The following is a 25445-nucleotide window of genomic DNA, read 5'->3' on the forward strand; positions in this document are numbered from 1 at the left end:
AAGGACCGGTTTTTTAATGCGCAAAAAAACTTATGCACGTTTTTCGAGATTTTATGAGCTTGAGAAATATTTAAGTAAATCAGCTTGTTATGAATCAAAAACACGCATTCGCCAACAAACCGTACACAGGTTATCCACAGATCCTCAAACCTCAGGTGTTTCAACCACGGCAGCCTGTGCAGGCAACGAACCCATAGCCCGCTGCTGCGCTTCATTCCATGCGGCGGCACGGTCGTTCAGCGCGGCAATGGCACGTGGGCCTTCACCTTCGGCGTACATCGGCTCGCCGATCACCACGGTGATGGTGCCTGCACGTTTGGCCCAACCGGTCTTCGGCCAGAACTTGCCGGCATTATGTGCAATCGGCAACACCGGCAGGTTGGCATTGACCGCCAACGCGGTGCCGCCTCGCGAAAACTTGCCCACAGTGCCATACGGCACCCGGGTACCTTCCGGGAAAATCAGCACCCAAACGCCATCCTTGAGCAGCTCGTCACCCTTCTTGGCTACGTGCTTGAGTGCAGCCTTCGGGTTGTCACGGTCGATCGCGATCGGACGCAACATGGCCATCGCCCAGCCGAAGAACGGCACGTACAGCAGCTCACGCTTGAGCACCTGGCTCAGGGGCGAGAAGTACGCCGAAAGGAAAAAGGTTTCCCAGGTGCTCTGGTGGTTCGACAGAATCACGCAGGGCTGGTCCGGGACGTTTTCAGCGCCTTTAATCTCGTAGCGAATACCCAAAAACACCTTGGACAACCACAACGCGCAGCGGCACCAATAAACGTTGATAAAACGATAGCGCGCCTTGAACGGCAGGAATGGCGCGATAAAAAAGCTCAGGGTGCACCAAAGAAACGAACTGGTGCCCAACAGCAGGTAAAAGAAGAAGGTTCTGATGGCCTGCAAAATCGACATGGCGGCATTTACCGTTGCGGGACACGGCCCGCCTGTTAAAAGCGCACGCCCGAACAGTCCTTGGCCAGGAAGTCGAGGGCGGCTAGTTGTTGATAAGTTCTGCGGCAACGGCCGCCAGATCGTCAAAAATCAAGGTGCCTACCGGCAGGTTTTTCGCCTGGGTCTTTTCGCCTTTCCCGGTTTTAACCAAAACTGGCTGAGAGTCGACGGCTTTGGCAGCCTCCAGGTCACCGAGGCTGTCCCCGACGAACCATAGCCCAGCCAGGGGCACGTTGTAATGTTCTGCAATGGTTTTCAACATGCCTGGTTTGGGTTTGCGGCATTCGCAGCCCTCATCCGGCCCGTGGGGGCAGTACACCACCAGCCCCACCTCACCGCCCTGCGCCGCCACTAAGCTGCGCAAGCGCGCGTGCATGGCGTCCAGGGTGGCAATGTCGTAGTAACCGCGGGCGATGCCGGACTGGTTGGTGGCGATGGCCACCGTCCAGCCGGCTTTGCTCAACTGCGCGATGGCCTCGATCGAGCCCGGCAGTGGAATCCATTCCGCCACCGACTTGATGTAAGCGTCGGAGTCGTAATTGATCACTCCGTCCCGATCGAGAATCAGCAGTTTCAACATGATCAGCCCAGTACGGAAATGTCAGCGATGTTGATGAACAAGCCACGCAGACGCGCCAGCATGGCGTAGCGGTTTTTCCGTACGCCCGCATCCTCGGCATTGATCATCACCGCTTCGAAGAACGCATCCACCGGCTCACGCAAGGTGGCCAGGCGCGCCAGTGCTTCGGCGTAGTTGCGTTCGGCGAGCAGCGGCTTCACTGCGTTTTCTGCCTTGGCGATGGCCGAGTTCAGCGAGAACTCCTTGGCGTCGGCAAACAGGCCTGGGTCGACTTCGGCATTCCCGAGGTTGTCGGCCTTGCTCAGCAGGTTCGACACACGCTTGTTCACCGCGGCCAGGGCCCCGGCTTCCGGCAGTTTGCGGAATGCCTGGACGGCTTGTACGCGTTGGTCGAAGTCCAGCGCCGAACCTGGCTGCAGGGCACGTACCGACAGGTAGACGGAAACGTCCACGCCTTCGTCTTCGTAACGCGCTCGCAAGCGGTCGAACACGAATTCCAGCACTTGTTCGGCCAGGCCGGCTTGCTTGACCTTGCCACCGAACTGGCCGACAGCGAACACCACGGCCTGGGTCAGGTCGAGGTCAAGCTTCTTGTCGATCAGGATACGCAGCACGCCCAGCGCCGCACGGCGCAGGGCATACGGGTCTTTGCTGCCGGTAGGCAGCATGCCGATACCAAAGATACCCACGAGAGTGTCCAGCTTGTCGGCGATGGCCACCGCCGCACCGGTCAGGGTGGTCGGCAGTTCAGCACCGGCACCGCGTGGCATGTACTGCTCGTTCAGGGCCAGCGCCACATCGTCCGGCTCGCCGTCATTGAGGGCGTAGTAGTAACCGGCCACACCTTGCATTTCCGGGAACTCGCCGACCATCTCGGTGGCCAGGTCGCACTTGGACAGCAACCCTGCACGTGCGGCCCAGGCAGCGTCACCGCCGATACGCGGCGCAATGTACGCGGCCAGTTTGGAAACACGCACCGCCTTGTCGTAGACGCTGCCGAGTTTTTCCTGGAACACCACGTTTTGCAGGCGCTGGTTGAAGTCTTCGAGCTTCTGCTTCTTGTCTTGCTTGAAGAAGAACTCGGCATCCGTCAGGCGCGGACGAACGACTTTCTCGTTACCGGCGATGATCTGCTGGGGGTCTTTGCTTTCGATGTTGGCCACGGTGATAAAGCGCGGCAGCAACTTACCGTCCACATCCAGCAGGCAGAAGTACTTCTGGTTGTCCTGCATGGTGGTGATCAGGGCTTCTTGCGGCACATCGAGGAAACGCTCTTCAAACGAGCACACCAGCGGCACCGGCCATTCAACCAGCGCGGTCACTTCGTCGAGCAGGCTTGGCGGCACGATGGCGGTGCCTTCCTGCAGGCGCGCCAGTTCTTCGGTGCGCTTGCTGATCAGCTCACGACGCTCATTGGCATCGGCCAGTACATAAGCGGCGCGCAGATCGGCGGCATAGTTGGCGGGCGAGGTGATGCGCACGGCGTGTGGATGGTGGAAGCGATGACCACGGGAATCACGACCGGCCTTTTGGGCGAGGATGGTGCAGTCGATGACGTGGTCACCGAGCAGCATCACCAGCCATTGGGTCGGGCGTACGAATTCTTCCTTGCGTGCACCCCAGCGCATGCGCTTGGGGATCGGCAGGTCGTTCAGCGAGTCTTCAACGATCGTTGGCAACAGGCTGGCAGTCGGCTTGCCGGTGATGACCTGGCTGAAACGCAGTTTCGGGCCGCTTTGGTCGATCTCGCTCAGCTCGACGCCGCACTTCTTGGCGAAGCCAAGGGCCGCTTGGGTCGGGTTACCTTCAGCGTCAAAAGCGGCCTGACGCGGCGGGCCGTCGAGGTTGATGCTGCGGTCCGGCTGCTGGGTTTCCAGCGCGGTCAGCAACACGGCCAGGCGGCGTGGCGCGGCATAGACTTTTTTTGCGGCGAATTTCAGGCCGGCGCTCTGCAGGCCTTTTTCGATACCGGCCAGGAACGCGTCGGCCAGGGTATTGAGTGCCTTGGGAGGCAGCTCTTCGGTGCCCAGTTCAACCAGAAAATCTTGAGCACTCATTGTGCAGCCTCCAGCTTAGCCAACACTTCATCACGCAGGTCCGGGGTAGCCATCGGGAAGCCCAGCTTGGCGCGAGCCATCAGGTAGGCTTGGGCGACGGAACGCGCCAGGGTGCGTACACGCAGGATGTATTGCTGGCGCGCGGTTACCGAAATGGCACGACGGGCGTCCAGCAGGTTGAAGGTATGGGACGCCTTCAACACCATTTCATAGCTCGGCAGCGGCAGCGGCTGGTCAAGTTCGATCAGGCGCTTGGCTTCGCTTTCATAGAAGTCGAACAGTTCGAACAGCTTCTCGACGTTGGCGTGTTCGAAGTTGTAAGTGGACTGCTCCACTTCGTTCTGGTGGAACACGTCGCCGTAGGTCACTTTGCCGAACGGGCCGTCAGCCCACACCAGGTCGTAGACCGAGTCCACGCCTTGCAGGTACATGGCCAGGCGCTCAAGACCGTAAGTGATCTCGCCGGTCACCGGGTAGCACTCGATGCCGCCGGCTTGCTGGAAGTAAGTGAACTGCGTCACTTCCATGCCGTTGAGCCAGACTTCCCAGCCCAGGCCCCAGGCGCCGAGGGTTGGCGATTCCCAGTTGTCTTCGACGAAACGGATGTCGTGCACCAGTGGGTCCAGGCCGACATGTTTCAGCGAGCCCAGGTACAGCTCCTGGAAGTTGTCCGGGTTCGGCTTCAATACCACCTGGAACTGGTAGTAGTGCTGCAGACGGTTCGGGTTTTCGCCGTAGCGGCCGTCAGTCGGGCGACGACTGGGCTGCACATAAGCGGCGTTCCAGGTTTCCGGGCCGATGGCCCGCAGGAATGTAGCGGTGTGGAAAGTGCCGGCGCCTACTTCCATATCGTAGGGCTGAAGTACCACACAACCTTGCTCGGCCCAGTACTGCTGGAGGGCGAGGATCAAGTCTTGGAAGGTACGCACGGCTGGCGTAGGCTGGCTCACGAAATTCACCTGTTACTTGGGCTGCGATTTAAAGAGCGGGAGTATACCCGATTCGGCCGCGCCACCATCCCCTGGAGCCTTATGCCACGCTGCTTTTGGTGTTCTGAAGATCCGCTGTACATGGCTTATCACGATCAGGAGTGGGGAACGCCGCTGCGCGATGCGCAGGGTCTGTTCGAGTTGCTTTTGCTCGAAGGGTTCCAGGCGGGCCTTTCCTGGATCACCGTTTTACGCAAACGCGAGCATTATCGGAAGGTCTTGTTCGGCTTTGATGCCCAGCGTTTGGCACGCCTGACCGATGTTGAAATCGACGCACTGATGCTCGACCCTGGCATTGTGCGTAACCGCCTGAAGCTCAACGCCACCCGCCGCAACGCCGCAGCCTGGCTGGCCCTTGAAGACCCGGTGGGCGTGCTCTGGTCGTTTGTCGGCGGCGCGCCCAAGGTCAATCACTTCAAGGATCGCAGCCAAGTCCCGGCCATTACGCCAGAGGCTGAAGCCATGAGCAAAGCCTTGAAAAAAGCCGGTTTCACGTTCGTCGGGCCGACCATTTGCTACGCGTTCATGCAGGCCTCGGGCATGGTCATGGACCACACTCAAGACTGCGACCGTTACGCGGACTTGGCCAACGCCGGTTAGAATGGCGGCTTTGCGCACCACACACGATCAGGAGTGACCTGTGGAAAAGTTTAAAGGCGCCTTGCTGGTAGGCGCTCTTCGGTTGTTTGCCCTATTGCCCTGGCGCGCGGTTCAAGCGGTCGGCACGGCGATTGGCTGGATCATGTGGAAAACCCCCAACCGTTCCCGCGACACGGTACGGATCAACCTCTCCAAGTGCTTCCCGGACATGGACCCGGTCGCACGTGAGCGCCTGGTCGGCCAGAGCCTCATGGATATCGGCAAGTCCCTGACTGAAAGCGCCTGCGCCTGGATCTGGCCCGCCCAGCGCTCCATCGACCTGGTACGTGAAGTCGAAGGCCTGGAAGTGCTGCATGCAGCATTGGCCTCGGGCAAAGGCGTGGTCGGCATCACCAGTCACCTGGGCAACTGGGAAGTGTTGAACCACTTCTATTGCAGCCAGTGCAAACCGATCATCTTCTACCGGCCGCCAAAGCTGAAAGCGGTCGACGAATTGTTGCGCAAGCAGCGGGTTCAGCTGGGTAACCGAGTAGCCGCGTCGACCAAGGAAGGCATTCTCAGTGTCATCAAGGAAGTGCGCAAAGGTGGCCAGGTCGGCATTCCCGCCGACCCGGAACCGGCGGAATCGGCAGGCATCTTCGTGCCGTTCTTTGCGACCCAGGCGCTGACCAGCAAGTTCGTGCCTAACATGCTCGCGGGCCACAAAGCCGTGGGCGTGTTCCTGCATGCCCTGCGACTGCCGGACGGCTCGGGTTACAAAGTGATTTTGGAAGCGGCGCCGGAAGATATGTACAGCACCGACACCGCCACCTCCTGCGCGGCGATGAGCAAGGTGGTGGAGCGCTATGTCGGCGCGTATCCGAGCCAGTACATGTGGAGCATGAAACGCTTCAAGAAACGCCCGCCCGGTGAGGCGCGGTGGTATTGATTTACGACTGACTTACGGTCGATGCAAAACTAGTGTGGGAGCGGGCTTGCTCGCGAATGCGGTGTAACAGACACACATTAAGTGACTGACACGACGCCTTCGCGAGCAAGCCCGCTCCCACATTTTGGATCCGCTTAGGCTTGGCGATCGAGTTTTTTCAGAAACACCGTCATCTCTTTCTCGGCCTGCTTGTCGCCATGCGCCAGGGCCGCTTCGATACCCTTTTCCCACGCCTGCCGTGCTGCTGCACTATCCCCCAGCCCCTGCTGCGCCTTGCCCAACAACTTCCACGCCGCCGAATACTTCGGGTCGAACTCGACGCATTTTTGCAGGTGCTCCGCCGCCTTGGCGTTTTCCTTTGCGTCCAGATAACCCTTGCCCAAGCCAAAGCGCAGCAGTGAATTATCCACACCCTTGGCGAGCATTTTTTCGAGGGATTCGAGCATGGCTGTGGATCCTTTAGCTAGGTAGGGTTTTCAATAACGCATCGCGGGCGAACCCGCTCCCATAGCAGCATCATGATCACCTGTGGGAGAGGCTTGCCCGCGATGGCGGCGGCAGGCTCCGCTGAGTGTGTTGATCAGAAAAAGCTCAACCCCACGTGGAACAGTTTCTCCACATCGCGGATATGTTTTTTATCCACCAGAAACAGAATCACATGGTCACCCGTGGCGATCACCGTATCGTCGTGGGCGATCAGCACCTCTTCGTCACGAATGATTGCGCCGATGGTGGTGCCCGGCGGCAGGCCGATATCGCGGATGGCCTTGCCGATGACTTTGCTCGATTTTGAATCGCCGTGGGCAATCGCCTCAATGGCTTCCGCCGCGCCTCGGCGCAGGGAGTGCACGCTGACGATATCGCCGCGGCGCACGTGGGTGAGCAACGTGCCGATGGTGGCCAGCTGCGGGCTGATAGCGATATCGATATCGCCGCCCTGGATCAGGTCGACATAGGCCGGGTTGTTGATGATGGTCATCACCTTCTTGGCCCCCAGCCGTTTGGCCAGCAGGGACGACATGATGTTGGCCTCGTCATCGTTGGTCAGGGCCAGGAAGATATCGGCATCGGCGATGTTCTCTTCCATCAACAGGTCGCGGTCCGAGGCGCTGCCTTGGAGTACGACGGTGCTGTCGAGGGTGTCGGACAAATGCCGGCAGCGTGCCGGGCTCATCTCGATGATCTTGACCTGGTAGCGGCTTTCGATCGCCTCCGCCAAACGCTCGCCGATCTGCCCGCCGCCGGCGATGACGATGCGCTTGTAGGTTTCATCCAGGCGGCGCATTTCGCTCATCACCGCGCGAATATTGGCTTTGGCGGCGATGAAAAAGACTTCGTCGTCGGCTTCGATCACCGTATCGCCCTGGGGCAGAATCGGCCGGTCGCGCCGGAAAATCGCCGCTACGCGGGTTTCCACATTCGGCATGTGCTCGCGCAGTTGGCGCAGTTGCTGGCCCACCAGCGGACCGCCGTAATAAGCCTTCACCGCCACCAGTTGCGCCTTGCCCTCGGCAAAGTCGATCACCTGCAACGCGCCGGGAATTTCGATCAGGCGCTTGATGTAGTGAGTCACCACTTGCTCGGGGCTGATCAACACGTCCACCGGAATCGCGTCGTTATCGAACAGCCCTGCACGGTTCAAATAAGCCCCTTCACGTACGCGGGCGATCTTGGTCGGGGTGTTGAACAGAGTGTGGGCGACCTGGCAGGCGACCATGTTGGTTTCGTCGCTGTTGGTGACGGCCACCAGCATGTCGGCATCGTCGGCACCGGCCTGGCGTAGCACCGCCGGGAATGACGCGCGGCCTTGCACGGTGCGGATGTCCAGGCGGTCACCCAGGTTGCGCAGGCGCTCGGCATCGGTGTCGACCACGGTAATGTCGTTGGCTTCGCTGGCCAAATGTTCAGCCAGCGTGCCGCCGACCTGCCCAGCCCCAAGGATGATGATTTTCATCCGGTCACTCCCTTAAACCCGTTCAGCCGCGCGCGGCGGCGATCTTGATCAGTTTGGCGTAGTAGAAGCCATCGTGCCCGCCTTCCTGTGCAAGCAGTTGGCGGCCATGGGGCTGCTTGATGCCGGCCGTGGTGGCGAGGTCCAGCTCGCGCGCGCCGCTGGTGCGGGCGAGGAAGGCTTCGATCACCTGCGTGTTTTCGGTGGGCAAGGTGGAACAGGTGGCGTAAAGCAGAATGCCGCCAACGTCGAGGGTCGGCCACAAGGCGTCGAGCAGCTCGCCTTGCAGCACCGCCAGGGCGGCGATGTCGTCGGGCTGACGGGTCAGCTTGATGTCCGGGTGGCGACGGATCACGCCGGTGGCGGAGCATGGCGCATCCAGCAGGATGCGCTGGAACGGTTTGCCGTCCCACCAGGCGGCCGTGTCGCGGCCGTCGGCGGCGATCAGGTCGGCACTCAGGCCAAGGCGCGCGAGGTTTTCGCGCACGCGTACCAGGCGCTTGGCTTCCAAGTCGACGGCGACCACGCCAGCGAGGTCTTTTTCGACCTCCAGTATGTGACAGGTCTTGCCGCCCGGTGCGCAGCAGGCGTCGAGTACGCGCTGGCCCGGTGCCAGGTCGAGCAGGTCGGCGGCCAGTTGCGCAGCTTCGTCCTGCACGCTGATCCAGCCTTCGGCAAAGCCCGGCAGGCTGCGGACGTCGGCGGCGGCTTCCAGCACGATGCCATCGACGCTGTACATACACGGCGAGGCATTAATGCCTGCGTCAGTCAGTAATTGCAGGTACGCGTCACGGCTGTGATGACGGCGGTTAACCCGCAAAATCATCGGAGGATGTGCATTGTTGGCCGCGCAAATGGCTTCCCATTGTTCAGGCCAGAAGGCTTTCAAGGACTTTTGCAGCCAGCGCGGATGGGCAGTACGCACCACCGGGTCGTTTTCCAGTTCAGCCAGCAGCGCTTCGCTCTCGCGCTGGGCGCGGCGTAGCACGGCATTGAGCAGGGCTTTGGCCCAGGGCTTTTTCAGTTTGTCGGCGCAACCGACGGTTTCACCGATGGCGGCATGAGCCGGTACGCGGGTGTAGAGCAACTGATAGAGGCCGACCAGCAGCAGCGCTTCCACATCGGCATCGGCTGCCTTGAATGGCTTTTGCAGCAGCTTGGCCGCGAGCGCCGACAAGCGTGGCTGCCAGCGGGCCGTGCCAAACGCCAGGTCCTGGGTGAAGCCGCGATCGCGGTCTTCGACTTTATCCATCTGCGTAGGCAGCGAACTGTTCAACGAAGCCTTGCCGTTGAGGACGGCGGCGAGGGCCTTGGCGGCGGCCAGACGCGGGTTCATTGAGCGACCGCCCCGAGAACCGTGCCCAGCGCAAACTTCTCACGGCGGCTGTTGAACAAATCGCTGAAGTTAAGCGCCTTACCACCGGGCAATTGCAGACGCGTCAGACACAACGCTTGCTCACCGCACACGACCAGCAGGCCTTCCTTGCTGGCACCGATGACTTCACCGGGAGCGCCTTTGCCGTCAGCCAAGGTGGCGGCCAATACTTTCAAGGCTTCGCCATTAAGGGTGCTGTGGCAAATTGGCCACGGGTTGAAGGCGCGTACCAGGCGCTCCAGCTCCACGGCCGGGCGGCTCCAGTCGATGCGGGCTTCGTCTTTGTTCAGTTTGTGCGCATAGGTGGCGAGGCTGTCGTCCTGCACTTCGCCTTCCAGAGTGCCGGCAGCCAGGCCGGCGATGGCCTGTACCACGGCGGGCGGGCCCATCTCGGCCAAGCGGTCGTGCAAGCTGCCGCCGGTGTCTTCACGGGTGATCGGGGTGGTGACTTTGAGCAGCATCGGGCCGGTGTCCAGACCTGCCTCCATGCGCATCACGGTCACGCCGCTTTCACTGTCACCGGCTTCCACGGCGCGCTGGATCGGCGCCGCACCGCGCCAGCGCGGCAGCAGCGAGGCATGGCTGTTAATGCAACCCAGGCGCGGAATATCCAGCACCGCCTGAGGCAGGATCAAGCCATAGGCCACGACCACCAGCAGGTCCGGCTGCAATGCGGCGAGTTCCGCCTGGGCATCGGTGTTGCGCAGGGTCGGTGGTTGCAGCACCGGAATGTTGTGCTCAAGCGCCAGCTGCTTGACCGGGCTTGGCATCAGTTTTTGCCCGCGACCGGCCGGACGATCCGGCTGGGTGTACACCGCGACGATCTCATAAGGGCTGGCAAGCAGGGCCTTCAGGTGTTCGGCGGCAAATTCAGGAGTGCCGGCAAAAACAATGCGCAGTGGCTCGGTCATCGGAGTTCTCGGTTAAAAACAGTCACAAAAGAAAAAGGCTTGCCGTAGCAAGCCTTTGGAAGAAGGGCATCAAGCTTGCTGGCGATGCTTTTTTTCCAGCTTCTTCTTGATCCGGTCGCGTTTAAGCGTGGACAGGTAATCGACAAACAGTTTGCCGTTGAGGTGGTCGCATTCGTGCTGAATGCACACCGCCAGCAGGCCCTCTGCGATCAGCTCGTAGGGCTGGCCGTCGCGGTCCAGGGCCTTGATCTTCACGCGCACCGGGCGTTCGACGTTCTCGTAGAACTCCGGCACTGAGAGGCAGCCCTCCTGGTATTCACCCATCTCGTCGGTCAGCGGTTCGAACTCGGGGTTGATAAACACCCGAGGCTCGCTGCGATCTTCTGACAGGTCCATGACCACGACACGCTGATGCACGTTGACCTGGGTCGCGGCGAGGCCGATGCCCGGAGCTTCATACATTGTTTCAAACATGTCATCGACCAACTGACGAACCTTGTCGTCCACTACGGCCACCGGTTTGGCGATCGTGCGCAGGCGCGAGTCGGGGAATTCGAGGATGTTCAAAATAGCCATAAGCGTAATTGCTGCACATGTGAGGTAGAGGCAAATCGGCGTTGGGATGGACCCAGACAGCCGGTGTGAAAGGTTCGAAAGCCGCGAAGGCTATGGCATTTCACGCGAACGTACATAATAAAGGAGATTCACCCCATGAGGAAATCGCTACTCGTCTTGCTGCTGTGGGCGCCGCTCACCCTGGCGCTGCTGACACCGCCCGAACAGCGCCTGAATCAGGCGGCGCAACAGGCCATGCAGCGCTTTTTGCTGCATAACCGTATCCTCGATACCCCTCAGGATCTGGATAACGCGCCTTATATTGTCGCGGCTGAGGCGGGTCGAGTGTTGGGGGCCAGTGGCGAACGTGTGCACGCCAGAGGCCACCTGGACCCGGCCCAGCCAAATTATGGAATCTTTCGCCGAGGCAAGGTTTACACCGACCCGAACACCCAGGAGCAGCTGGGGGTTAACGCCGATGACATCGGCACCGCACGTTTTTTGACGGCCGGTGACCTGAGCACCCTCGCAGTACAACGAGTGACCCAGGAGGTCCGCCCAGGCGACCGATTGCTGCGCGCCGAACCTGGCGTCGAGCTGGCCCGGCTGCAAACCCCGCCGCACCCCGGGGCCCTGATCAAAGGGCACATCATCGACGTCCCCAAAGGCGTGACCCAGATCGGCGTGTTGGACGCCGTCACCTTGAACAAGGGCCGCCGCGACGGCCTGGTCGAAGGCCAACTGCTCACGGTGATCAAGCTGGGCGCGACCGTAAGGGATGTCCTCACCGGCGCTTTGACGAAACTGCCTGATGAGCGCGCCGGCACCCTGCAGGTGTTCCGCACCTATGAAAAGCTCAGTTATGGCCTGGTACTCAGCGCTTCAAGGTCGCTGGCGGTGCTGGACCGTTTTGAGACTGCCCAACAAACACAATAAATAGCCTGCTAAATAAGTTACCAACAGAGTTATCCACAGCTTGTTCCGATCAAGGATGATCAAATGTATCCGACAAACAGCGATGAAATTTCCCCGTCAGAACTGGAAGCCCGACTACGCTTGCACAGGCTGCCAGAACTGGGTCCCAAGCGTTTTCGCGTGTTGATCGAGGCATTCGGCTCTGCCTCAAAGGCTATCAGCGCGCCTGCCAGTGCCTGGCGCTCCCTCGGGTTGCCGCCTGCCAGCGCGGATGCCCGACGCAGCCCGCAAATCCGTGACAGCGCCAGTGACGCGCTCGCGTGGTTGGAGCATCCCGCCCAGCATTTACTGATGTGGGACCAACCTGATTACCCTGCCTTGCTTGCGCAGATTGACGACGCCCCGCCGTTATTGTTCGTCGCCGGCGACCCCAAAATCCTGGAGAAACCGCAGTTGGCCATGGTCGGCAGTCGGCGCGCTTCCAGGCCCGGGCTGGACACCGCCGCCGCCTTTTCCCGCAGCCTCGCGAGCGCCGGTTTTGTCATCACCAGCGGGTTGGCCCTGGGCATTGACGGCGCTGCGCATCAAGCCGCATTGGATGTCGGCGGGCAGACAGTCGGCGTGCTTGGCACCGGCCTGGAAAATTTTTATCCACAGCGCCACCGGCGGCTCGCAGCCGCGATGATTGCCCAAGGGAGTGCGGTGGTTTCCGAGTTTCCACTGGACGCCGCGCCCCAGGCCGCTAACTTTCCCCGGCGCAACCGGATCATCAGTGGCCTGTCGCTGGGGGTGCTGGTGGTGGAGGCCAGCATGGCCAGCGGCTCGCTGATCACAGCAAAGCTCGCTGCCGAGCAGGGGCGTGAGGTGTACGCGATCCCCGGCTCCATCCATCATCCGGGGGCCAAGGGCTGTCATCAGTTGATTCGCGATGGTGCGACGTTGGTGGAATCCATCGAGCATATTCTTGACGGGTTGCGCGGCTGGCAGGCCTTGTCTCGCCCGGCACCGCTGCCGGTGACGCACCCGCTGGTGGCGCTGCTGCATGCCGCGCCTCACACCAGCGAGGCCCTGGCGATTGCCAGCGGGCGGCCCTTGTCCCACGTGCTGGCGACCCTTACCGAGCTGGAGCTCGAAGGCCAGGTCATCTGCGAAAGCGGGCGGTGGCTTGCGCGCTGCTAGGTTTTGTAAAGAACATCGGTAAACTGCGCAGAGCTTTAGTTCGGAGAGTGAGCAATGGTCAACAGGTGGCGTGTGCTGGAAACCGCACGAGAAATTCGCGCAGGCGCGGTGATCGCCTACCCGACCGAAGCGGTCTGGGGCCTTGGCTGCGACCCGTGGAATGAAGAGGCGGTGGACCGGCTGCTGGCGATCAAGAATCGGTCAGTGGACAAGGGGCTGATCCTGGTGGCGGACAATATTCGCCAGTTCGATTTTCTCTTTGAAGATTTCCCGGACACTTGGATCGAGCGCATGGCCAGCACTTGGCCTGGGCCGAATACCTGGTTGGTCCCCCATCAGGACTTGCTGCCTGAATGGGTCACAGGTGTGCATGACACCGTCGCCTTGCGGGTCAGCGATCATCCGCTGGTAAGGGATTTATGCTCATTGGTCGGGCCGCTGATTTCCACGTCGGCCAACCCGCAGGGCCGCCCGGCAGCGCGCACGCGGCTTCGTGTGGAGCAGTATTTCCGTGGCCAGGTTGATCGGGTATTGGGTGGCGCCCTGGGTGGGCGCAAGAACCCAAGCCTGATTCGCGATTTGGCGACAGGCGAGGTTGTGCGGCCTTCTTAAGATTGAGGTGCGGCCTTCGCGAGCAAGCCCGCTGCCACATTCGATCGCGTTCCTTCAGTTGGAATCCGATCAAAATGTGGCAGCGGGCTTGGCGGTGATGAGGCCCTCACCGCCTCAGTAGATCAATCGCCTTACGGCAACAGAATGGTCGACCCCGTCGTGCGTCGCCCTGACAATTCCGTCTGCGCCTTCGCCGCTTCGGCCAGCGAAAACCGCTGGTTGATATCAATGCGCACCTTGCCGCTCTTGATCATCGAGAACAGGTCATCGGCCATGGTCTGCAAGTCTTTTGGATTGCTGGCATAGGTCGCCAAGGTCGGCCGAGTGACGTACAGCGAGCCCTTTGCGGCCAGAATGCCCAGGTTCACCCCGTCTACCGCGCCCGACGCATTCCCAAAACTCACCACCAGCCCACGCGGCGCCACGCTGTCCAGCGAGGTCAGCCAGGTGTCCTTGCCGACGCCGTCGTACACCACAGGCACTTTCTTGCCGTCGGTCAATTCCAGTACGCGTTGTGCGACGTTTTCCTTGCTGTAGTCGATGGTTTCCCAGGCACCGAGGGATTTGGCCAGGGCGGCCTTTTCCGGGGAGCTCACGGTCCCGATCAACTTAACGCCTAACGCCTTGGCCCATTGGCAGGCCAGGGAGCCCACACCACCGGCAGCGGCATGGAACAGAATGGTCTCGCCACCCTTCAGCTCGTAAGTCTGGCGCAGCAGGTACTGCACGGTCAGGCCTTTGAGCATGGCGCCGGCGGCTTGCTCGAAGCTGATGTCATCCGGCAAGTGCACCAGGTTGGCGGCGGGCAATACATGCAGCTCGCTGTAGGCGCCCAGTGGGCCACTGCCGTAGGCCACGCGGTCACCGACCTTGAACTGGGTGACCTCGCTGCCCACCGCATCCACCACACCGGCGCCTTCTGCACCCAGGCCCGATGGCAGGGCTGGCGGCGCATAGAGACCGCTGCGGAAATAGGTGTCGATAAAATTCAGGCCGATGGCCTCGTTACGCACGCGAACCTGCTGAGGGCCTGGTTCTGCCGGGGTGTAGTCCACATACTCAAGTACTTCGGGGCCGCCATGGGCACGGAACTGGATACGTTTGGCCATCTGCACTTCTCCTGAGGTCGCATTTGCGTAGCCCTCTATCGGACTCCTAAGCTTGATCTTCGTCAACTGCGGCTTACTGGAGTGCAGTGGTATCCTGTGCGCCCATTTGCCGCCGACGCCCAATGGCCTCGCGTAGCTTTGCCCGATTCAAGGTGATGCCATGACTACCCGCACCGAGGCTGTTAAAGCCTACCTGCTTGACCTGCAAGACCGTATTTGCAGCGCCCTGGAAACCTTTGAGACGGACACTCGCTTTATCGAAGACGCCTGGACCCGGCCTGCGGGCGGCGGCGGTCGCACCCGTGTGATCGAAAACGGTTCGGTGATCGAAAAAGGCGGTGTTAACTTTTCCCACGTGTTTGGCAGCGGCCTCCCACCGTCCGCCAGCGCGCATCGTCCTGAGCTGGCCGGTCGTGGGTTTGAAGCCCTGGGCGTTTCGCTGGTGATCCACCCGCACAACCCCCATGTGCCGACGTCCCACGCCAACGTGCGCTTTTTCATCGCCGAAAAAGAAGGTGAAGAGCCGGTGTGGTGGTTCGGTGGCGGCTTCGACCTCACGCCGTATTACGGCAATGAAGAAGACTGTATCCATTGGCACCGCGTGGCCGAGCAGGCCTGTGCGCCGTTCGGCGCGGATGTGTACTCGCGTTACAAGGCCTGGTGCGACACCTACTTCCACATCAAGCATCGCAATGAGCCACGCGGTATTGGCGGCCTGTTCTTCGATGATTTGAACGAGTGGGACTTCGACACCTGCTTCGCCTTCATCCGCGCCATCGGCGACGCCTACATCGACGCCTACCTGCCGATCGTGCAGCGCCGCAAGGCCGCCGCCTACACCGAGCAGCAGCGTCAGTTCCAGGAGTTCCGCCGTGGGCGCTATGTCGAGTTCAACCTCGTCTATGACCGTGGCACCCTGTTCGGCCTGCAATCGGGCGGCCGTACCGAGTCGATCCTGATGTCGCTGCCGCCGCAGGTGCGCTGGAGCTATGACTGGAAAGCCGAGGCCGGTAGCGAAGAAGCGCGCCTCACTGATTACTTCCTGCAAGATCGCGACTGGCTCGGCATTGCCGCGCCCAAGGCAGCTGTCTGATGGACCGTTATGTCGTCTTCGGCAACCCCATCGGCCACAGCAAATCGCCGCTGATTCACCGTATGTTCGCCGCGCAAACCGGTGAGCAATTGGACTACAGCACCCTGCTTGCGCCGCTGGAGGATTTCACCGGCTGTGCCCGTGAGTTTTTTCAGCAAGGCCGTGGCGCCAACGTCACCGTGCCGTTCAAGGAAGACGCGTATCGCCTGGCCAACAGCCTGACCGAACGCGCCCAGCGCGCCGGCGCGGTGAACACCTTAAGCCAGTTGGCCGATGGCAGCCTGCTTGGCGATAACACTGATGGCGCGGGCCTTGTGCGCGACCTGACGGTGAACGCCGGGTTGAGCATCAAAGGCAAGCGTATCCTGCTGCTGGGCGCCGGTGGCGCGGTACGTGGGGCGCTGGAGCCGTTGTTGGCTGAGCAACCGGCCTCGCTGATCATCGCCAATCGGACCGTGGCAAAAGCCGAGTTGCTCGCCGAACTGTTCAACGACCTGGGCCCGGTGTCTGCCAGCGGTTTCGACTGGCTGCGTGAGCCGGTGGACGTGATCATCAATGCCACGTCCGCCAGCCTGTCAGGCGATGTACCGCCGATTGCCGGCAGCCTGATCGAGCCGGGCAAGACCTTCTGCTACGACATGATGTACGCCAAGGAACCGACCGCGTTCTGTCGCTGGGCTGCTGAGCAAGGCGCGGCGGTGGCGATGGACGGTTTGGGCATGCTGGTGGAGCAGGCCGCAGAAGCCTTTTTCCTGTGGCGCGGTGTGCGCCCGGATTCGGCGCCGGTGTTGGCTGAGTTGCGTAGGCAGTTGGCCTGACACAAAGCGAATGTGGGCACAGTCAGTGTGGGAGCGGGCTTGCTCGCGAAAGCGGTGTGTCAGTCAATAATTACTTAACTGAGCCACCGCATTCGCGAGCAAGCCCGCTCCCACAGTTTTAAGCGTGTTTATTCTTCAAAATGGATGGGGCAGTTGTCGGCCCCTTCCAATTTCTTTAATTCTTCCACTACCTGCGGCCTGGCTCGGCGCAACGTCAGGCTACGTCCCGCTCTGTGCAAACGCCGCGCCTCCTGGTGCAACATTTCCACCCCGGAATAGTCGATAAAGTTGATCTGTTGCGCCTCGATCACCACCCGCTCGCCTTGCAGGCTTTGCAGGCGTACTTGCAGGTAATGGCTGGCGCCAAAAAAAATCGAGCCGCCGACCCGCAATACATCCTCGTCACCGTCACGCCATTGCTGAACCCGTGGTTGCGACGTGCGTTTGAGGTAGAAAAACAGCGACGCCAGCACCCCCGCGTAAATCGCTGTTTGTAGCTCCAGCAGCAAGGTGGCCACGCAGGTCAGGCTCATCACCACAAACTCGGCCCGGCTCACGCGAAACAATGCGCGAATGCCGCGGTGGTCCACCAGGCCCCAGCAGATCAACAGGATGCTCGCGGCCATGCTGGGAATCGGAATGTGCGCGATCAACGCCGCGCCGAACAGCGCAAACAGCGCCACCCACGCGGCCGAAAACACACCTGCCAAGGGCGAACACGCGCCTGCCTCGTAGCTGAGGCCGGAACGCGTAAAGGAACCGGCTGACAAGTAGCCAGAGAAAAATCCGCCGACGATATTGGATAAACCCTGCGCCCGGACTTCCTGATTGGCGTCGAGTAACTGCTGCGAGCGCGCCGACAGCGAACGGGCAATCGACAGGCTCGTCACCAGCCCCAGCATGCCCACCGCCACGGCGCTGGGCAGCAGGCGCAGGAGCATATCCAGGTCCATCGGCAATGGGCTGAATGGCGGCAGTTTGCCCACGAACGAACTGACCAGCGCCACCTGGCCAAACATCGTCGGCCACAGCCACGCGGCCAGGCTGCCCAGAGACAGAGCGATCAATAGCGTGGGCCAGCGTGGCATCAGGTACTTGAGCAATGCGCCCACCAGCAAGGTGCCCAAGCCAAGGGCGAGTGAGGCATGGTCCCACTCGCCAGCATGGTTGATCAGCGCCAACAGGCTATTGATCGCCGTGGCCTCGCTTGGTAACTCCAGCCCCAGCAGGTTGGGTAACTGCCCCAATGCAATCACCACGGCAGCCCCCAGGGTGAAACCCAGCACCACGGAATGGGAGACGAAATTCACCAGCGCGCCGAAGCGCAGCATGCCCAACAACCACTGGAAAACGCCGGCGAGGAAGGTCAGCAACAGGATCAAGGTGATGTAGTCCTGCGACCCCGGCACGGCCAATGGACTGATACTGGCGTAGAGCACGATGGAAATCGCCGCCGTCGGGCCACAGATCAGGTGCCAGGAGGAGCCCCAGAGGCAGGCGATCAGCACCGGAATAATCGCGGCGTATAAGCCGTATTCGGGTGGGAGACCGGCGATCAGCGCGTAGGCAATCGACTGCGGCAGCGCGAGTACCGCGCCGCTGAGGCCGACCATCGCATCCCGGCCGACACTGGCGCGGGTTTGGCGCGGGAGCCAGGCGAGGAAGGGCAAGAGTGTATGGCGGTTGAGCCGGGGCATCGCAAACTCGGTCGAAAGGGTTGGCTCAGAGTATCAGTCCACACCGACCCCTGTGGGAGCGGGTGTGTGTGGGAGCTGGCTTGCCTGCGATCCAGGCACCTCGGTAATACCGATACACCGCGGTGATGCTATCGCAGGCAAGCCAGCTCCCACAGGGATTAGCGTTTGGCATTAGAGTTTGGCTTTTACCGCCGCTAACGCATCCTGGCCATCCACGGTTTTTACGCCATCGAGCCATTTATCCAGCACCGCCGGATTCGCCTTGATCCACGCCTTCGCCGCGTCGGCATTGCTGACCTTGTTATTGGCCACCTCAGCCATGATGCTGTTTTCCATGTCCTGGGTAAAACTCAGGTTGGTCAGCAGCTTCCCGACATTCGGGCAGGCCTGTGCATAACCCTTGCGGGTCAGAGTAAACACGCTGCCTTTGTCACCGAAGTACTTCTCGCCACCCTTGAGGTAATGCATTTTCAACTGCACGTTCATCGGGTGCGGTGTCCAGCCGAGGAAGGTGACGAAGCGCTGTTTCTTCACCGCGCGCGACACCTCAGCCAGCATCGCCTGCTCACTCGACTCGATCAGCTTCCACTGGCCCAGGTCGAAGTCGTTCTTCTTGATGATCTCCTGCAGCGAGATATTCGCCGGCGCGCCGGAGCCGATGCCGTAGATCTTTTTGTCGAACTTATCCGCAAACCTGTTCAAGTCAGCAAAGTCATGCACCCCGGCGTCCCACACATAGTCCGGGACGGCGAGGGTGAACTCGGTGCCGTCGAGGTTTTTCGCCAGTTGCACCACGTCGCCATTGGCCACGAACTTGTCATAGAAGCCCTGCTGCGCCGGCATCCAGTTACCCAGGAACACATCCACCTGGCCGTCCTTGAGACCGCCAAACGTAATCGGCACCGCCAGGGTGTCGACCTTGGCCTTGTAGCCCATGCCGTTCAACAGAAAACCGGTGATGGCATTGGTGGCGGCGATATCGCTCCAGCCCGGATCGGCCATCTTCACGGTATCGCAGCTTGAGTCGGCATAGGCGCCGGCGCTGCTCAACGCCAGCAGTGCAACGCTCAACACGGTGGATAACTTTTGCATGGCCTTCCCCTCAGTTTTATTGGTTTTGGCAGGGTTGTGGATAACGTGCCTTGCGCTCCAGATCGTCGAGGTCGATATGGTTGCGCATGTATTGCTGACTGGCGTCTACCAGTGGCTGGTGGTCCCAGCTCTTCAGCTTGCCCTGGGTCAGCGCCTCAAATACCAGGCGACGACGGCGTTGGCTGGCGAGCACCTGCTGGTGGATCGCCGGGATGTCCCATTTGGCCCGCGCCTCACGCAAAAACGCCTCGAACAGTGGCCGGTGTTCCGGTGATTGGCTGAGGTCTTCCCGCTCGTGCGGGTCGTTGCGTACATCAAACAGTAGGCACGGATCGTCCTCGCTGTAGATGAACTTGTAAGTGCCACGGCGAATCATCATCAGCGGGCTGATGGTGCCTTCGGCCATGTATTCACCGAACACTTCGTCGTGCCCGCCCAGCCGCTGCAAGTGCGGGACCAGTGAGCGGCCGTCCAGCGGCAAACGCGGGTCCAGTTCACCGCCGGCCAGTTCCACCAGTGTCGGCAACAGGTCGGCCGTCGACACGGCCCGAGACACGCGGCCAGCGGCAAACTGGCCTGGCGCACTGACCAGCAGCGGCACGCGGGCGGCCATTTCAAACCAGTGCATTTTGTACCAGAGGCCGCGCTCGCCGAGCATGTCGCCGTGGTCGCCGGAGAAGATGATGATGGTGTCATCGGCCAGCCCGGTGTCTTGCAGGGTTTGCAGGAGTTTGCCGACGTTGCTGTCGATATAGCTGCATGCGCCGAAGTAGGCGCGGCGGGCATCACGGATCTTGTTCAGCGGCAGCGGCTTGTCCCACAGGTCATACACCTTGAGCAGGCGTTGGGAGTGCGGGTCGAGGTCGGCCTGGGCTGGCGTCGTAGGCAATGGGATGTCGCTGTCGTCGTACAGGTCCCAGAACGGTTTGGGAATCGTGTACGGGTCATGTGGGTGAGTCATCGACACGGTCAGGCAGAACGGCTGGTCGCCGTCTTCACGAATATGGTCGAACAAATACTGCTGGGCCTTGAACACCACCTCTTCGTCAAAATCCAGCTGGTTGGTGCGCACGCAAGGGCCGGCTTGCAGCACCGAAGACATGTTGTGATACCAGGTGGGGCGCACGTCCGGCTCGTCCCAATTCACCGCCCAGCCATAGTCGGCGGGGTAGATGTCACTGGTCAGGCGTTCTTCGTAACCGTGCAGTTGGTCTGGCCCGCAAAAGTGCATTTTGCCGGACAACGCGGTGCGGTAGCCCAGGCGACGCAAGTAATGGGCGTAAGTCGGCACATCGGCGGGGAAATCCGCCGCGTTGTCGTAGGCGCCAATCTTGCTCGGCAACTGGCCACTGACCAGGGTGAAACGCGACGGCGCACACAACGGGCTGTTGCAATAAGCAGCGTCGAACACCACGCCCTGTTCGGCGAGGCGGCTCAGGTTGGGCAGCTTGATCGGGGAAGGTCCGTAGAACGGAAGCATCGGCGCGGCCATTTGATCGGCCATGATGAAAAGAATGTTCTTGCGCTTCATGAGTCTTCGGCATTCCATAGGCGGTGTTTATGCGAATGAGCATGCAGCCCATGGAAAATGGGGTAAAGCCCATGAAAAGCAATGTCTAGGATAAGCACAGCTTATGTATGAAGCCCTCGGCGATTTATCCCTCGACCTGCTGCGCGCTTTCGAAGCGGCGGCACGCCATCGCAGCTTCACCGCCGCCGCGATGGAATTTGGCACCACTCAGCCGGCCATCAGCCAGCAAATCAAGCGCCTTGAAGAACAGCTGGCGATCCGCCTGTTTGATCGCATCTACCGCGGCATCGAACTGACCGACGCTGGCGCGCTGTTGTTCGAGCACGTCCAGGGCGGCTTGCAGGCGATCAATTCGGGCCTCAGCGCGATCACTCAACAGGACCAGCATGAAGTGCTGCAAGTGGCCACCGACTTTGCCTTTGCCGCCTACTGGCTGATGCCGCGCCTGCATCGCTTCCACCAGGCCAACCCACACGTTGACGTGAGCCTGGTCACCAGCGAGCGCAACCACGCCACCTTGCGCAGCGATATCGACGTGGCAGTGTTGTTCGGCGACGGTCGTTTCAAGCAGGGCGACAGTCTTTGGCTGTTCAATGAGGAAGTGTTCCCGGTGTGCAGCCCGCAATGGCTGAAGGACCAGGCCACCGCGTTGACCGTGCAGACCTTGCCGGACTATCCCCTGTTGCACCTGCGCCAGGAAAACAACAGCCAGTGGTTCGACTGGAGCGGCGTGTTTCGCGAGCTGGGCATCACCGCCGTGCCCACCCCTGGCCAATTACGCTTCGACAACTACACCCTGCTGATCCAGGCCGCGATTGCTGGCCAGGGCGTGGCCATCGGCTGGCGCCATTTGGTGGATAACCTGCTGGAACAGAACTGGCTGTGCCGACCGATCACCGACACGGTGATCTCGCGTTTTGGCTATTACGTGGTGCAGCCCCAGCGAAAGCGCCGCGGGCAGTTGGTCGAGCGCTTTGTCGACTGGCTGGTGGCCGAGCAAGCCAGCAGCGCGCAATCGTTGACCGGGCTGGCCCTGCCGTCGATTGCGGTCTAGGATCGGGGCCTACTGGATGCGGATTTCTCCATGCAACGTATCAAGGGCTACCACGCCCATATCTACTTCGACGCCAGCACTATCGGCCAGGCGCGCAGCCTGTGCGAAGACGCGGCACGCCTGTTCCCGTTGCGCATGGGCCGTGTGCACGAACGGCCAGTGGGCCCGCACCCTGACTGGAGCTGCCAACTGGCATTCGAGCCGGAGTACATCGGCGTCGTGCTGCCGTGGCTGGCGCTGCATCGCGAAGGCCTGGTGGTGTTTCTGCACCCTGAGACCGGCGATGACTTGAAGGACCACACCGATTACGCGATCTGGATGGGCGCAATGCGCGCGCTGGACCTGTCTGTTTTTTAACCAGTGTCTAAACAAATCCCGTTCCCTTGTGCAAAGGCGACGGGATTTTTTTCATGCTTGCCCAATATATGGGACCGTTATTTATATATTGAGATATCGCCAGCCATAGGTTTATATTCGCCCATCTGCTTTTTTCAGCACCCACTCATTTCAGGTGAAGCGATGCAGGCGCAATTGATCGCGCTCGACTGGGGGACCAGCTCCCTTCGTGCTTATAAACTCGGGCCGGCCGGCGAGGTGCTGGAACAGCGCTCGCTGGCATTCGGCATCATGCACCTGCCCACTGAACCGCGGGAGATTGCCGGCGTTCGCTGCGGCGATGGCTTCGAGTTGGCGTTCGATGCCGCCTGCGGCGACTGGCTCGACGCCGAACCCAACTTGCCGGTGATCGCCTGCGGCATGGTGGGCAGCGCCCAGGGTTGGAGCGAGGCGGCCTATCGCAATACGCCAGTCGATGTCGCCAGCCTGGGCCAGGCGCTCCACACAGTGCGCAGCCTGCGCGGGGTGGATGTGCATATCGTGCCTGGCGTGATCGAACAGGTCGGCTTGCCCAATGTGATGCGCGGCGAAGAAACCCAAGTGCTGGGCGTGCTGCAAGGCCTTGAGGCCGAGGTCCTGATTGGTCTGCCCGGCAGTCATTCCAAATGGGTCGAGGTGAAAGGCGGCTGCATCACTCATTTCGACACCTTCATGACCGGCGAGCTGTTCGCGGTGCTGAGCAAGCACAGCCTCCTCGGGCGTACTCAAAAAATATCCGAACACTTCCAGGCCGAGGCGTTTGATCGAGGCGTGAACGTGGCGTTATCAGCAGATGGCCAACGTGGCGTGCTCTCGACGCTGTTCAGCGCGCGCACCCTGGGCTTGACCGCGCAACTGGCACCCGAACAGCAACCGGATTATCTGTCCGGCCTGCTCATTGGCCATGAACTCGCCGGTTTGCCGCGCCAGGCGAAACACCAACCCATCGTCCTAGTCGGCGCCGCACCGCTCTGCGCCCGCTACCAACGCGCCCTCGCGCTGTGCGGTTTCGCCCCGGTCAGCCTGGCGCAGGAAGCCACCGAGCGCGGCTTGTGGCAACTGGCAGTCGCGGCCGGGCTCACTCAACCTGTATCGGAGGCCTGACATGCTCAAGCAAGCACTCGCACACAATGGTTTGATCGCAATCCTGCGCGGTATACGACCGGACGAAGCGGAGGCGGTTGGCCAGGTGCTCTATCAGGCTGGCTTTCGCGTGATTGAAGTACCGCTGAACTCCCCCGACCCTTACACCAGCATCCGTACGCTGCGCAGCAGCCTGCCCGCCGATTGCCTGATCGGCGCGGGTACGGTGTTGACGCCGGAGCAAGTGGCGCAGGTGAAAGCGGCCGGCGGCCAGGTGATTGTCATGCCCCACAGCGACGCCCGGGTGCTACGTGCTGCGAAAGCGGCGGGCCTGTACCTGTCGCCGGGTGTCGCCACGCCGACCGAAGCCTTCGCCGCGCTGGCCGAGGGTGCCGACGTATTGAAGCTCTTCCCGGCCGAGCAAATGGGCCCGGCGGTGATCAAGGCGTGGCTGGCGGTATTGCCGACGGGCACGTTGCTGCTGCCGGTCGGCGGTGTGACCCCGGACAACATGCAGGTGTATTTCGACGCCGGCGCGAAGGGCTTCGGCCTGGGTTCCGGGTTGTTCAAGCCGGGTATGTCGCTGGCGCAAGTCGCCAGCAGCGCCCAGGCCTATGTCGCGGCCTGGAACGCGCTTAACTGATGCCCCTGAACTGAGTGCAAGCTTTGCGCCTTGGGCGCTGCATCGACAAGAGAGATAAGAGATGAAAATCACCAAACTGACTACCTTCATCGTGCCGCCGCGCTGGTGCTTCCTCAAGGTTGAAACCGACCAGGGCGTGACCGGTTGGGGCGAGCCCGTGGTTGAAGGTCGCGCCCACACGGTGGCGGCTGCCGTCGAAGAGCTCAGCGACTACCTGATCGGCAAAGACCCACGCAATATCGAAGACATCTGGACCGTGCTCTACCGGGGCGGCTTCTACCGTGGCGGCGCCGTGCACATGAGTGCCCTGGCCGGTATCGACCAGGCGCTGTGGGATATCAAGGGCAAGGCGCTTGGCGTATCGGTCAGCGACCTGTTGGGCGGCCAGGTGCGCGACAAGATCCGCGTGTATTCATGGATCGGCGGCGATCGCCCGGCCGACACCGCCCGCGCCGCCAAAGAGGCGGTCGCGCGTGGTTTTACCGCAGTGAAAATGAACGGTACTGAAGAACTGCAGTTCGTCGACAGCTTTGAAAAAGTCGACCTGGCCCTGGCCAACGTGGCTGCCGTGCGCGACGCCGTCGGCCCTAACGTCGGCATCGGCGTCGACTTCCATGGCCGCGTGCACAAGCCCATGGCCAAGGTGCTGATGAAAGAGTTGGACCCGTACAAACTGATGTTTATCGAAGAGCCAGTGCTCAGTGAAAACTATGAGGCGCTGAAAGAACTGGCGCCGCTGACCAGCACGCCGATCGCCCTCGGCGAGCGGTTGTTCTCGCGGTGGGACTTCAAGCGCGTGCTCAGCGAAGGTTACGTCGACATCATCCAGCCGGACGCGTCCCACGCCGGCGGCATCACCGAAACCCGCAAGATCGCCAACATGGCCGAAGCCTACGACGTGGCCCTGGCCCTGCACTGCCCGCTGGGTCCGATTGCCCTGGCGGCCTGCCTGCAACTGGACGCGGTTTGCTACAACGCGTTTATCCAGGAGCAAAGCCTGGGCATCCACTACAACGAGAGCAACGACTTGCTCGACTACGTGCGCGACCCGGGCGTGTTCGACTATGACAAAGGCTTTGTGAAGATCCCCAATGGGCCGGGCCTGGGCATCGAGATCAACGAAGAGTATGTGATCGAACGCGCGGCCATCGGCCACCGCTGGCGCAACCCGATCTGGCGCCATGCCGACGGCAGCTTCGCCGAGTGGTAAGCCCCTCCTGAGGAAACACAGTCAATGTGGGAGCTGGCTTGCCGGCGATATCGGTGGGCCAGCTTGCATCTCTGGCGCAGGTATACCGCCATCCAGGCAAGCCAGCTCCCACACTGACCGCGTTCGTTCAGCCA

At 61.2% G+C, this 25445-nt stretch carries 25 protein-coding genes; 12 read left to right on the forward strand and 13 right to left on the reverse strand.

What is annotated here, in order from left to right; genetic code table 11:
* Positions 1-144: 144 nt before the first annotated feature.
* The 4 genes from CPH89_RS10240 to glyQ form a co-directional block, all read right to left on the reverse strand.
* Positions 145-915, reverse strand: a complete 771-nt coding sequence (locus CPH89_RS10240) for a lysophospholipid acyltransferase family protein (protein ID WP_053253609.1) — start codon at positions 913-915, stop codon at positions 145-147.
* Positions 916-997: 82 nt separating this feature from the next.
* Positions 998-1537 carry a D-glycero-beta-D-manno-heptose 1,7-bisphosphate 7-phosphatase gene (gene gmhB / locus CPH89_RS10245; RefSeq protein ID WP_169876355.1) on the reverse strand — a complete coding sequence of 180 codons (540 nt, stop codon included), beginning with the start codon at positions 1535-1537 and terminating at the stop codon, positions 998-1000.
* A complete protein-coding gene (gene glyS / locus CPH89_RS10250) occupies positions 1537-3591 on the reverse strand; it encodes a glycine--tRNA ligase subunit beta (RefSeq protein WP_053253610.1) in 2055 nt (684 codons plus the stop codon). Before glyS ends, gmhB begins: the two co-directional genes overlap by 1 nt.
* Positions 3588-4541 (reverse strand): glycine--tRNA ligase subunit alpha, encoded by a 954-nt coding sequence (gene glyQ, locus CPH89_RS10255; RefSeq protein WP_053253611.1) that lies wholly within the window; start codon positions 4539-4541, stop codon positions 3588-3590. Before glyQ ends, glyS begins: the two co-directional genes overlap by 4 nt.
* Before the next feature lie 81 nt (positions 4542-4622).
* Between glyQ and CPH89_RS10260 the strand changes: the two genes are divergently transcribed.
* A complete protein-coding gene (locus CPH89_RS10260) occupies positions 4623-5180 on the forward strand; it encodes a DNA-3-methyladenine glycosylase I (RefSeq protein ID WP_053253612.1) in 558 nt (185 codons plus the stop codon).
* A gap of 40 nt (positions 5181-5220) precedes the next feature.
* On the forward strand, positions 5221-6108 hold the full coding sequence (locus CPH89_RS10265; protein ID WP_053253613.1) for a lysophospholipid acyltransferase: 888 nt from the start codon (positions 5221-5223) through the stop codon (positions 6106-6108).
* A 134-nt stretch (positions 6109-6242) separates the two neighbouring features.
* Here CPH89_RS10265 and CPH89_RS10270 read toward each other — a convergent pair whose 3' ends face one another.
* From CPH89_RS10270 to def, 5 genes are all read right to left on the reverse strand, one after another.
* Positions 6243-6554, reverse strand: a complete 312-nt coding sequence (locus tag CPH89_RS10270) for a tetratricopeptide repeat protein (protein WP_053253614.1) — start codon at positions 6552-6554, stop codon at positions 6243-6245.
* A gap of 134 nt (positions 6555-6688) precedes the next feature.
* The gene (trkA, locus tag CPH89_RS10275; protein ID WP_053253615.1) at positions 6689-8062 is read right to left on the reverse strand and encodes a Trk system potassium transporter TrkA; all 1374 of its coding nucleotides are present in this window, start codon (positions 8060-8062) and stop codon (positions 6689-6691) included.
* Between the two features lie 22 nt (positions 8063-8084).
* Positions 8085-9395, reverse strand: coding sequence for a 16S rRNA (cytosine(967)-C(5))-methyltransferase RsmB (rsmB, locus tag CPH89_RS10280; protein WP_053253616.1), 1311 nt, complete (start codon positions 9393-9395; stop codon positions 8085-8087).
* The gene (gene fmt / locus CPH89_RS10285) at positions 9392-10345 is read right to left on the reverse strand and encodes a methionyl-tRNA formyltransferase (protein ID WP_053253617.1); all 954 of its coding nucleotides are present in this window, start codon (positions 10343-10345) and stop codon (positions 9392-9394) included. Before fmt ends, rsmB begins: the two co-directional genes overlap by 4 nt.
* 69 nt (positions 10346-10414) lie before the next feature.
* Positions 10415-10921, reverse strand: coding sequence for a peptide deformylase (gene def, locus CPH89_RS10290; protein WP_053253618.1), 507 nt, complete (start codon positions 10919-10921; stop codon positions 10415-10417).
* 135 nt (positions 10922-11056) lie between these two features.
* On the opposite strand from def, the gene CPH89_RS10295 reads away from it, so the two are divergent.
* The 3 genes from CPH89_RS10295 to CPH89_RS10305 all read left to right on the forward strand — a co-directional run bounded on the left by CPH89_RS10295 (position 11057) and on the right by CPH89_RS10305 (position 13606).
* Positions 11057-11836, forward strand: a complete 780-nt coding sequence (locus tag CPH89_RS10295) for a hypothetical protein (RefSeq protein ID WP_053253619.1) — start codon at positions 11057-11059, stop codon at positions 11834-11836.
* Between the two features lie 63 nt (positions 11837-11899).
* The gene (dprA, locus tag CPH89_RS10300; protein ID WP_053253620.1) at positions 11900-12994 is read left to right on the forward strand and encodes a DNA-processing protein DprA; all 1095 of its coding nucleotides are present in this window, start codon (positions 11900-11902) and stop codon (positions 12992-12994) included.
* Positions 12995-13048: 54 nt separating this feature from the next.
* Complete coding sequence (locus CPH89_RS10305; protein WP_053253621.1) at positions 13049-13606, forward strand: L-threonylcarbamoyladenylate synthase type 1 TsaC; 558 nt, start codon at positions 13049-13051, stop codon at positions 13604-13606.
* 131 nt (positions 13607-13737) lie between these two features.
* Here CPH89_RS10305 and CPH89_RS10310 read toward each other — a convergent pair whose 3' ends face one another.
* Positions 13738-14715, reverse strand: a complete 978-nt coding sequence (locus CPH89_RS10310) for an NADPH:quinone reductase (RefSeq protein WP_053253622.1) — start codon at positions 14713-14715, stop codon at positions 13738-13740.
* A gap of 160 nt (positions 14716-14875) precedes the next feature.
* Between CPH89_RS10310 and hemF the strand changes: the two genes are divergently transcribed.
* Together hemF and aroE are read left to right on the forward strand one after the other, a co-directional pair.
* A complete protein-coding gene (gene hemF, locus CPH89_RS10315) occupies positions 14876-15808 on the forward strand; it encodes an oxygen-dependent coproporphyrinogen oxidase (protein WP_053253623.1) in 933 nt (310 codons plus the stop codon).
* Positions 15808-16626 carry a shikimate dehydrogenase gene (gene aroE / locus CPH89_RS10320; protein WP_053253624.1) on the forward strand — a complete coding sequence of 273 codons (819 nt, stop codon included), beginning with the start codon at positions 15808-15810 and terminating at the stop codon, positions 16624-16626. Before hemF ends, aroE begins: the two co-directional genes overlap by 1 nt.
* 128 nt (positions 16627-16754) lie before the next feature.
* Here aroE and CPH89_RS10325 read toward each other — a convergent pair whose 3' ends face one another.
* The 3 genes from CPH89_RS10325 to betC all read right to left on the reverse strand — a co-directional run bounded on the left by CPH89_RS10325 (position 16755) and on the right by betC (position 20946).
* Positions 16755-18323 carry a SulP family inorganic anion transporter gene (locus tag CPH89_RS10325; protein ID WP_053253625.1) on the reverse strand — a complete coding sequence of 523 codons (1569 nt, stop codon included), beginning with the start codon at positions 18321-18323 and terminating at the stop codon, positions 16755-16757.
* 171 nt (positions 18324-18494) lie between these two features.
* A complete protein-coding gene (gene choX, locus CPH89_RS10330) occupies positions 18495-19415 on the reverse strand; it encodes a choline ABC transporter substrate-binding protein (protein ID WP_053253626.1) in 921 nt (306 codons plus the stop codon).
* Positions 19416-19431: 16 nt separating this feature from the next.
* Entirely contained in the window at positions 19432-20946 is a 1515-nt protein-coding gene (betC, locus tag CPH89_RS10335; RefSeq protein WP_053253627.1) for a choline-sulfatase, read from the reverse strand.
* Between the two features lie 103 nt (positions 20947-21049).
* Here betC and CPH89_RS10340 point away from each other — a divergent pair, with 103 nt between their 5' ends.
* The 5 genes from CPH89_RS10340 to dgoD all read left to right on the forward strand — a co-directional run bounded on the left by CPH89_RS10340 (position 21050) and on the right by dgoD (position 25311).
* Positions 21050-22000, forward strand: a complete 951-nt coding sequence (locus tag CPH89_RS10340; RefSeq protein WP_053253628.1) for a choline sulfate utilization transcriptional regulator — start codon at positions 21050-21052, stop codon at positions 21998-22000.
* 30 nt (positions 22001-22030) lie between these two features.
* Positions 22031-22357 (forward strand): DOPA 4,5-dioxygenase family protein, encoded by a 327-nt coding sequence (locus CPH89_RS10345; RefSeq protein WP_053253629.1) that lies wholly within the window; start codon positions 22031-22033, stop codon positions 22355-22357.
* Between the two features lie 162 nt (positions 22358-22519).
* Complete coding sequence (locus CPH89_RS10350) at positions 22520-23479, forward strand: 2-dehydro-3-deoxygalactonokinase (protein WP_053253630.1); 960 nt, start codon at positions 22520-22522, stop codon at positions 23477-23479.
* A 1-nt stretch (position 23480) separates the two neighbouring features.
* Positions 23481-24101: a 2-dehydro-3-deoxy-6-phosphogalactonate aldolase gene (locus CPH89_RS10355; protein WP_053253631.1), complete on the forward strand. Its 621-nt coding sequence runs from the start codon at positions 23481-23483 to the stop codon at positions 24099-24101.
* A 61-nt stretch (positions 24102-24162) separates the two neighbouring features.
* The gene (gene dgoD, locus CPH89_RS10360; protein WP_017137927.1) at positions 24163-25311 is read left to right on the forward strand and encodes a galactonate dehydratase; all 1149 of its coding nucleotides are present in this window, start codon (positions 24163-24165) and stop codon (positions 25309-25311) included.
* Positions 25312-25445: the final 134 nt, after the last annotated feature.

The sequence above is a fragment of the Pseudomonas fluorescens genome (assembly GCF_900215245.1).
GTDB classification, from domain to species: Bacteria; Pseudomonadota; Gammaproteobacteria; order Pseudomonadales; family Pseudomonadaceae; genus Aquipseudomonas; species Aquipseudomonas fluorescens.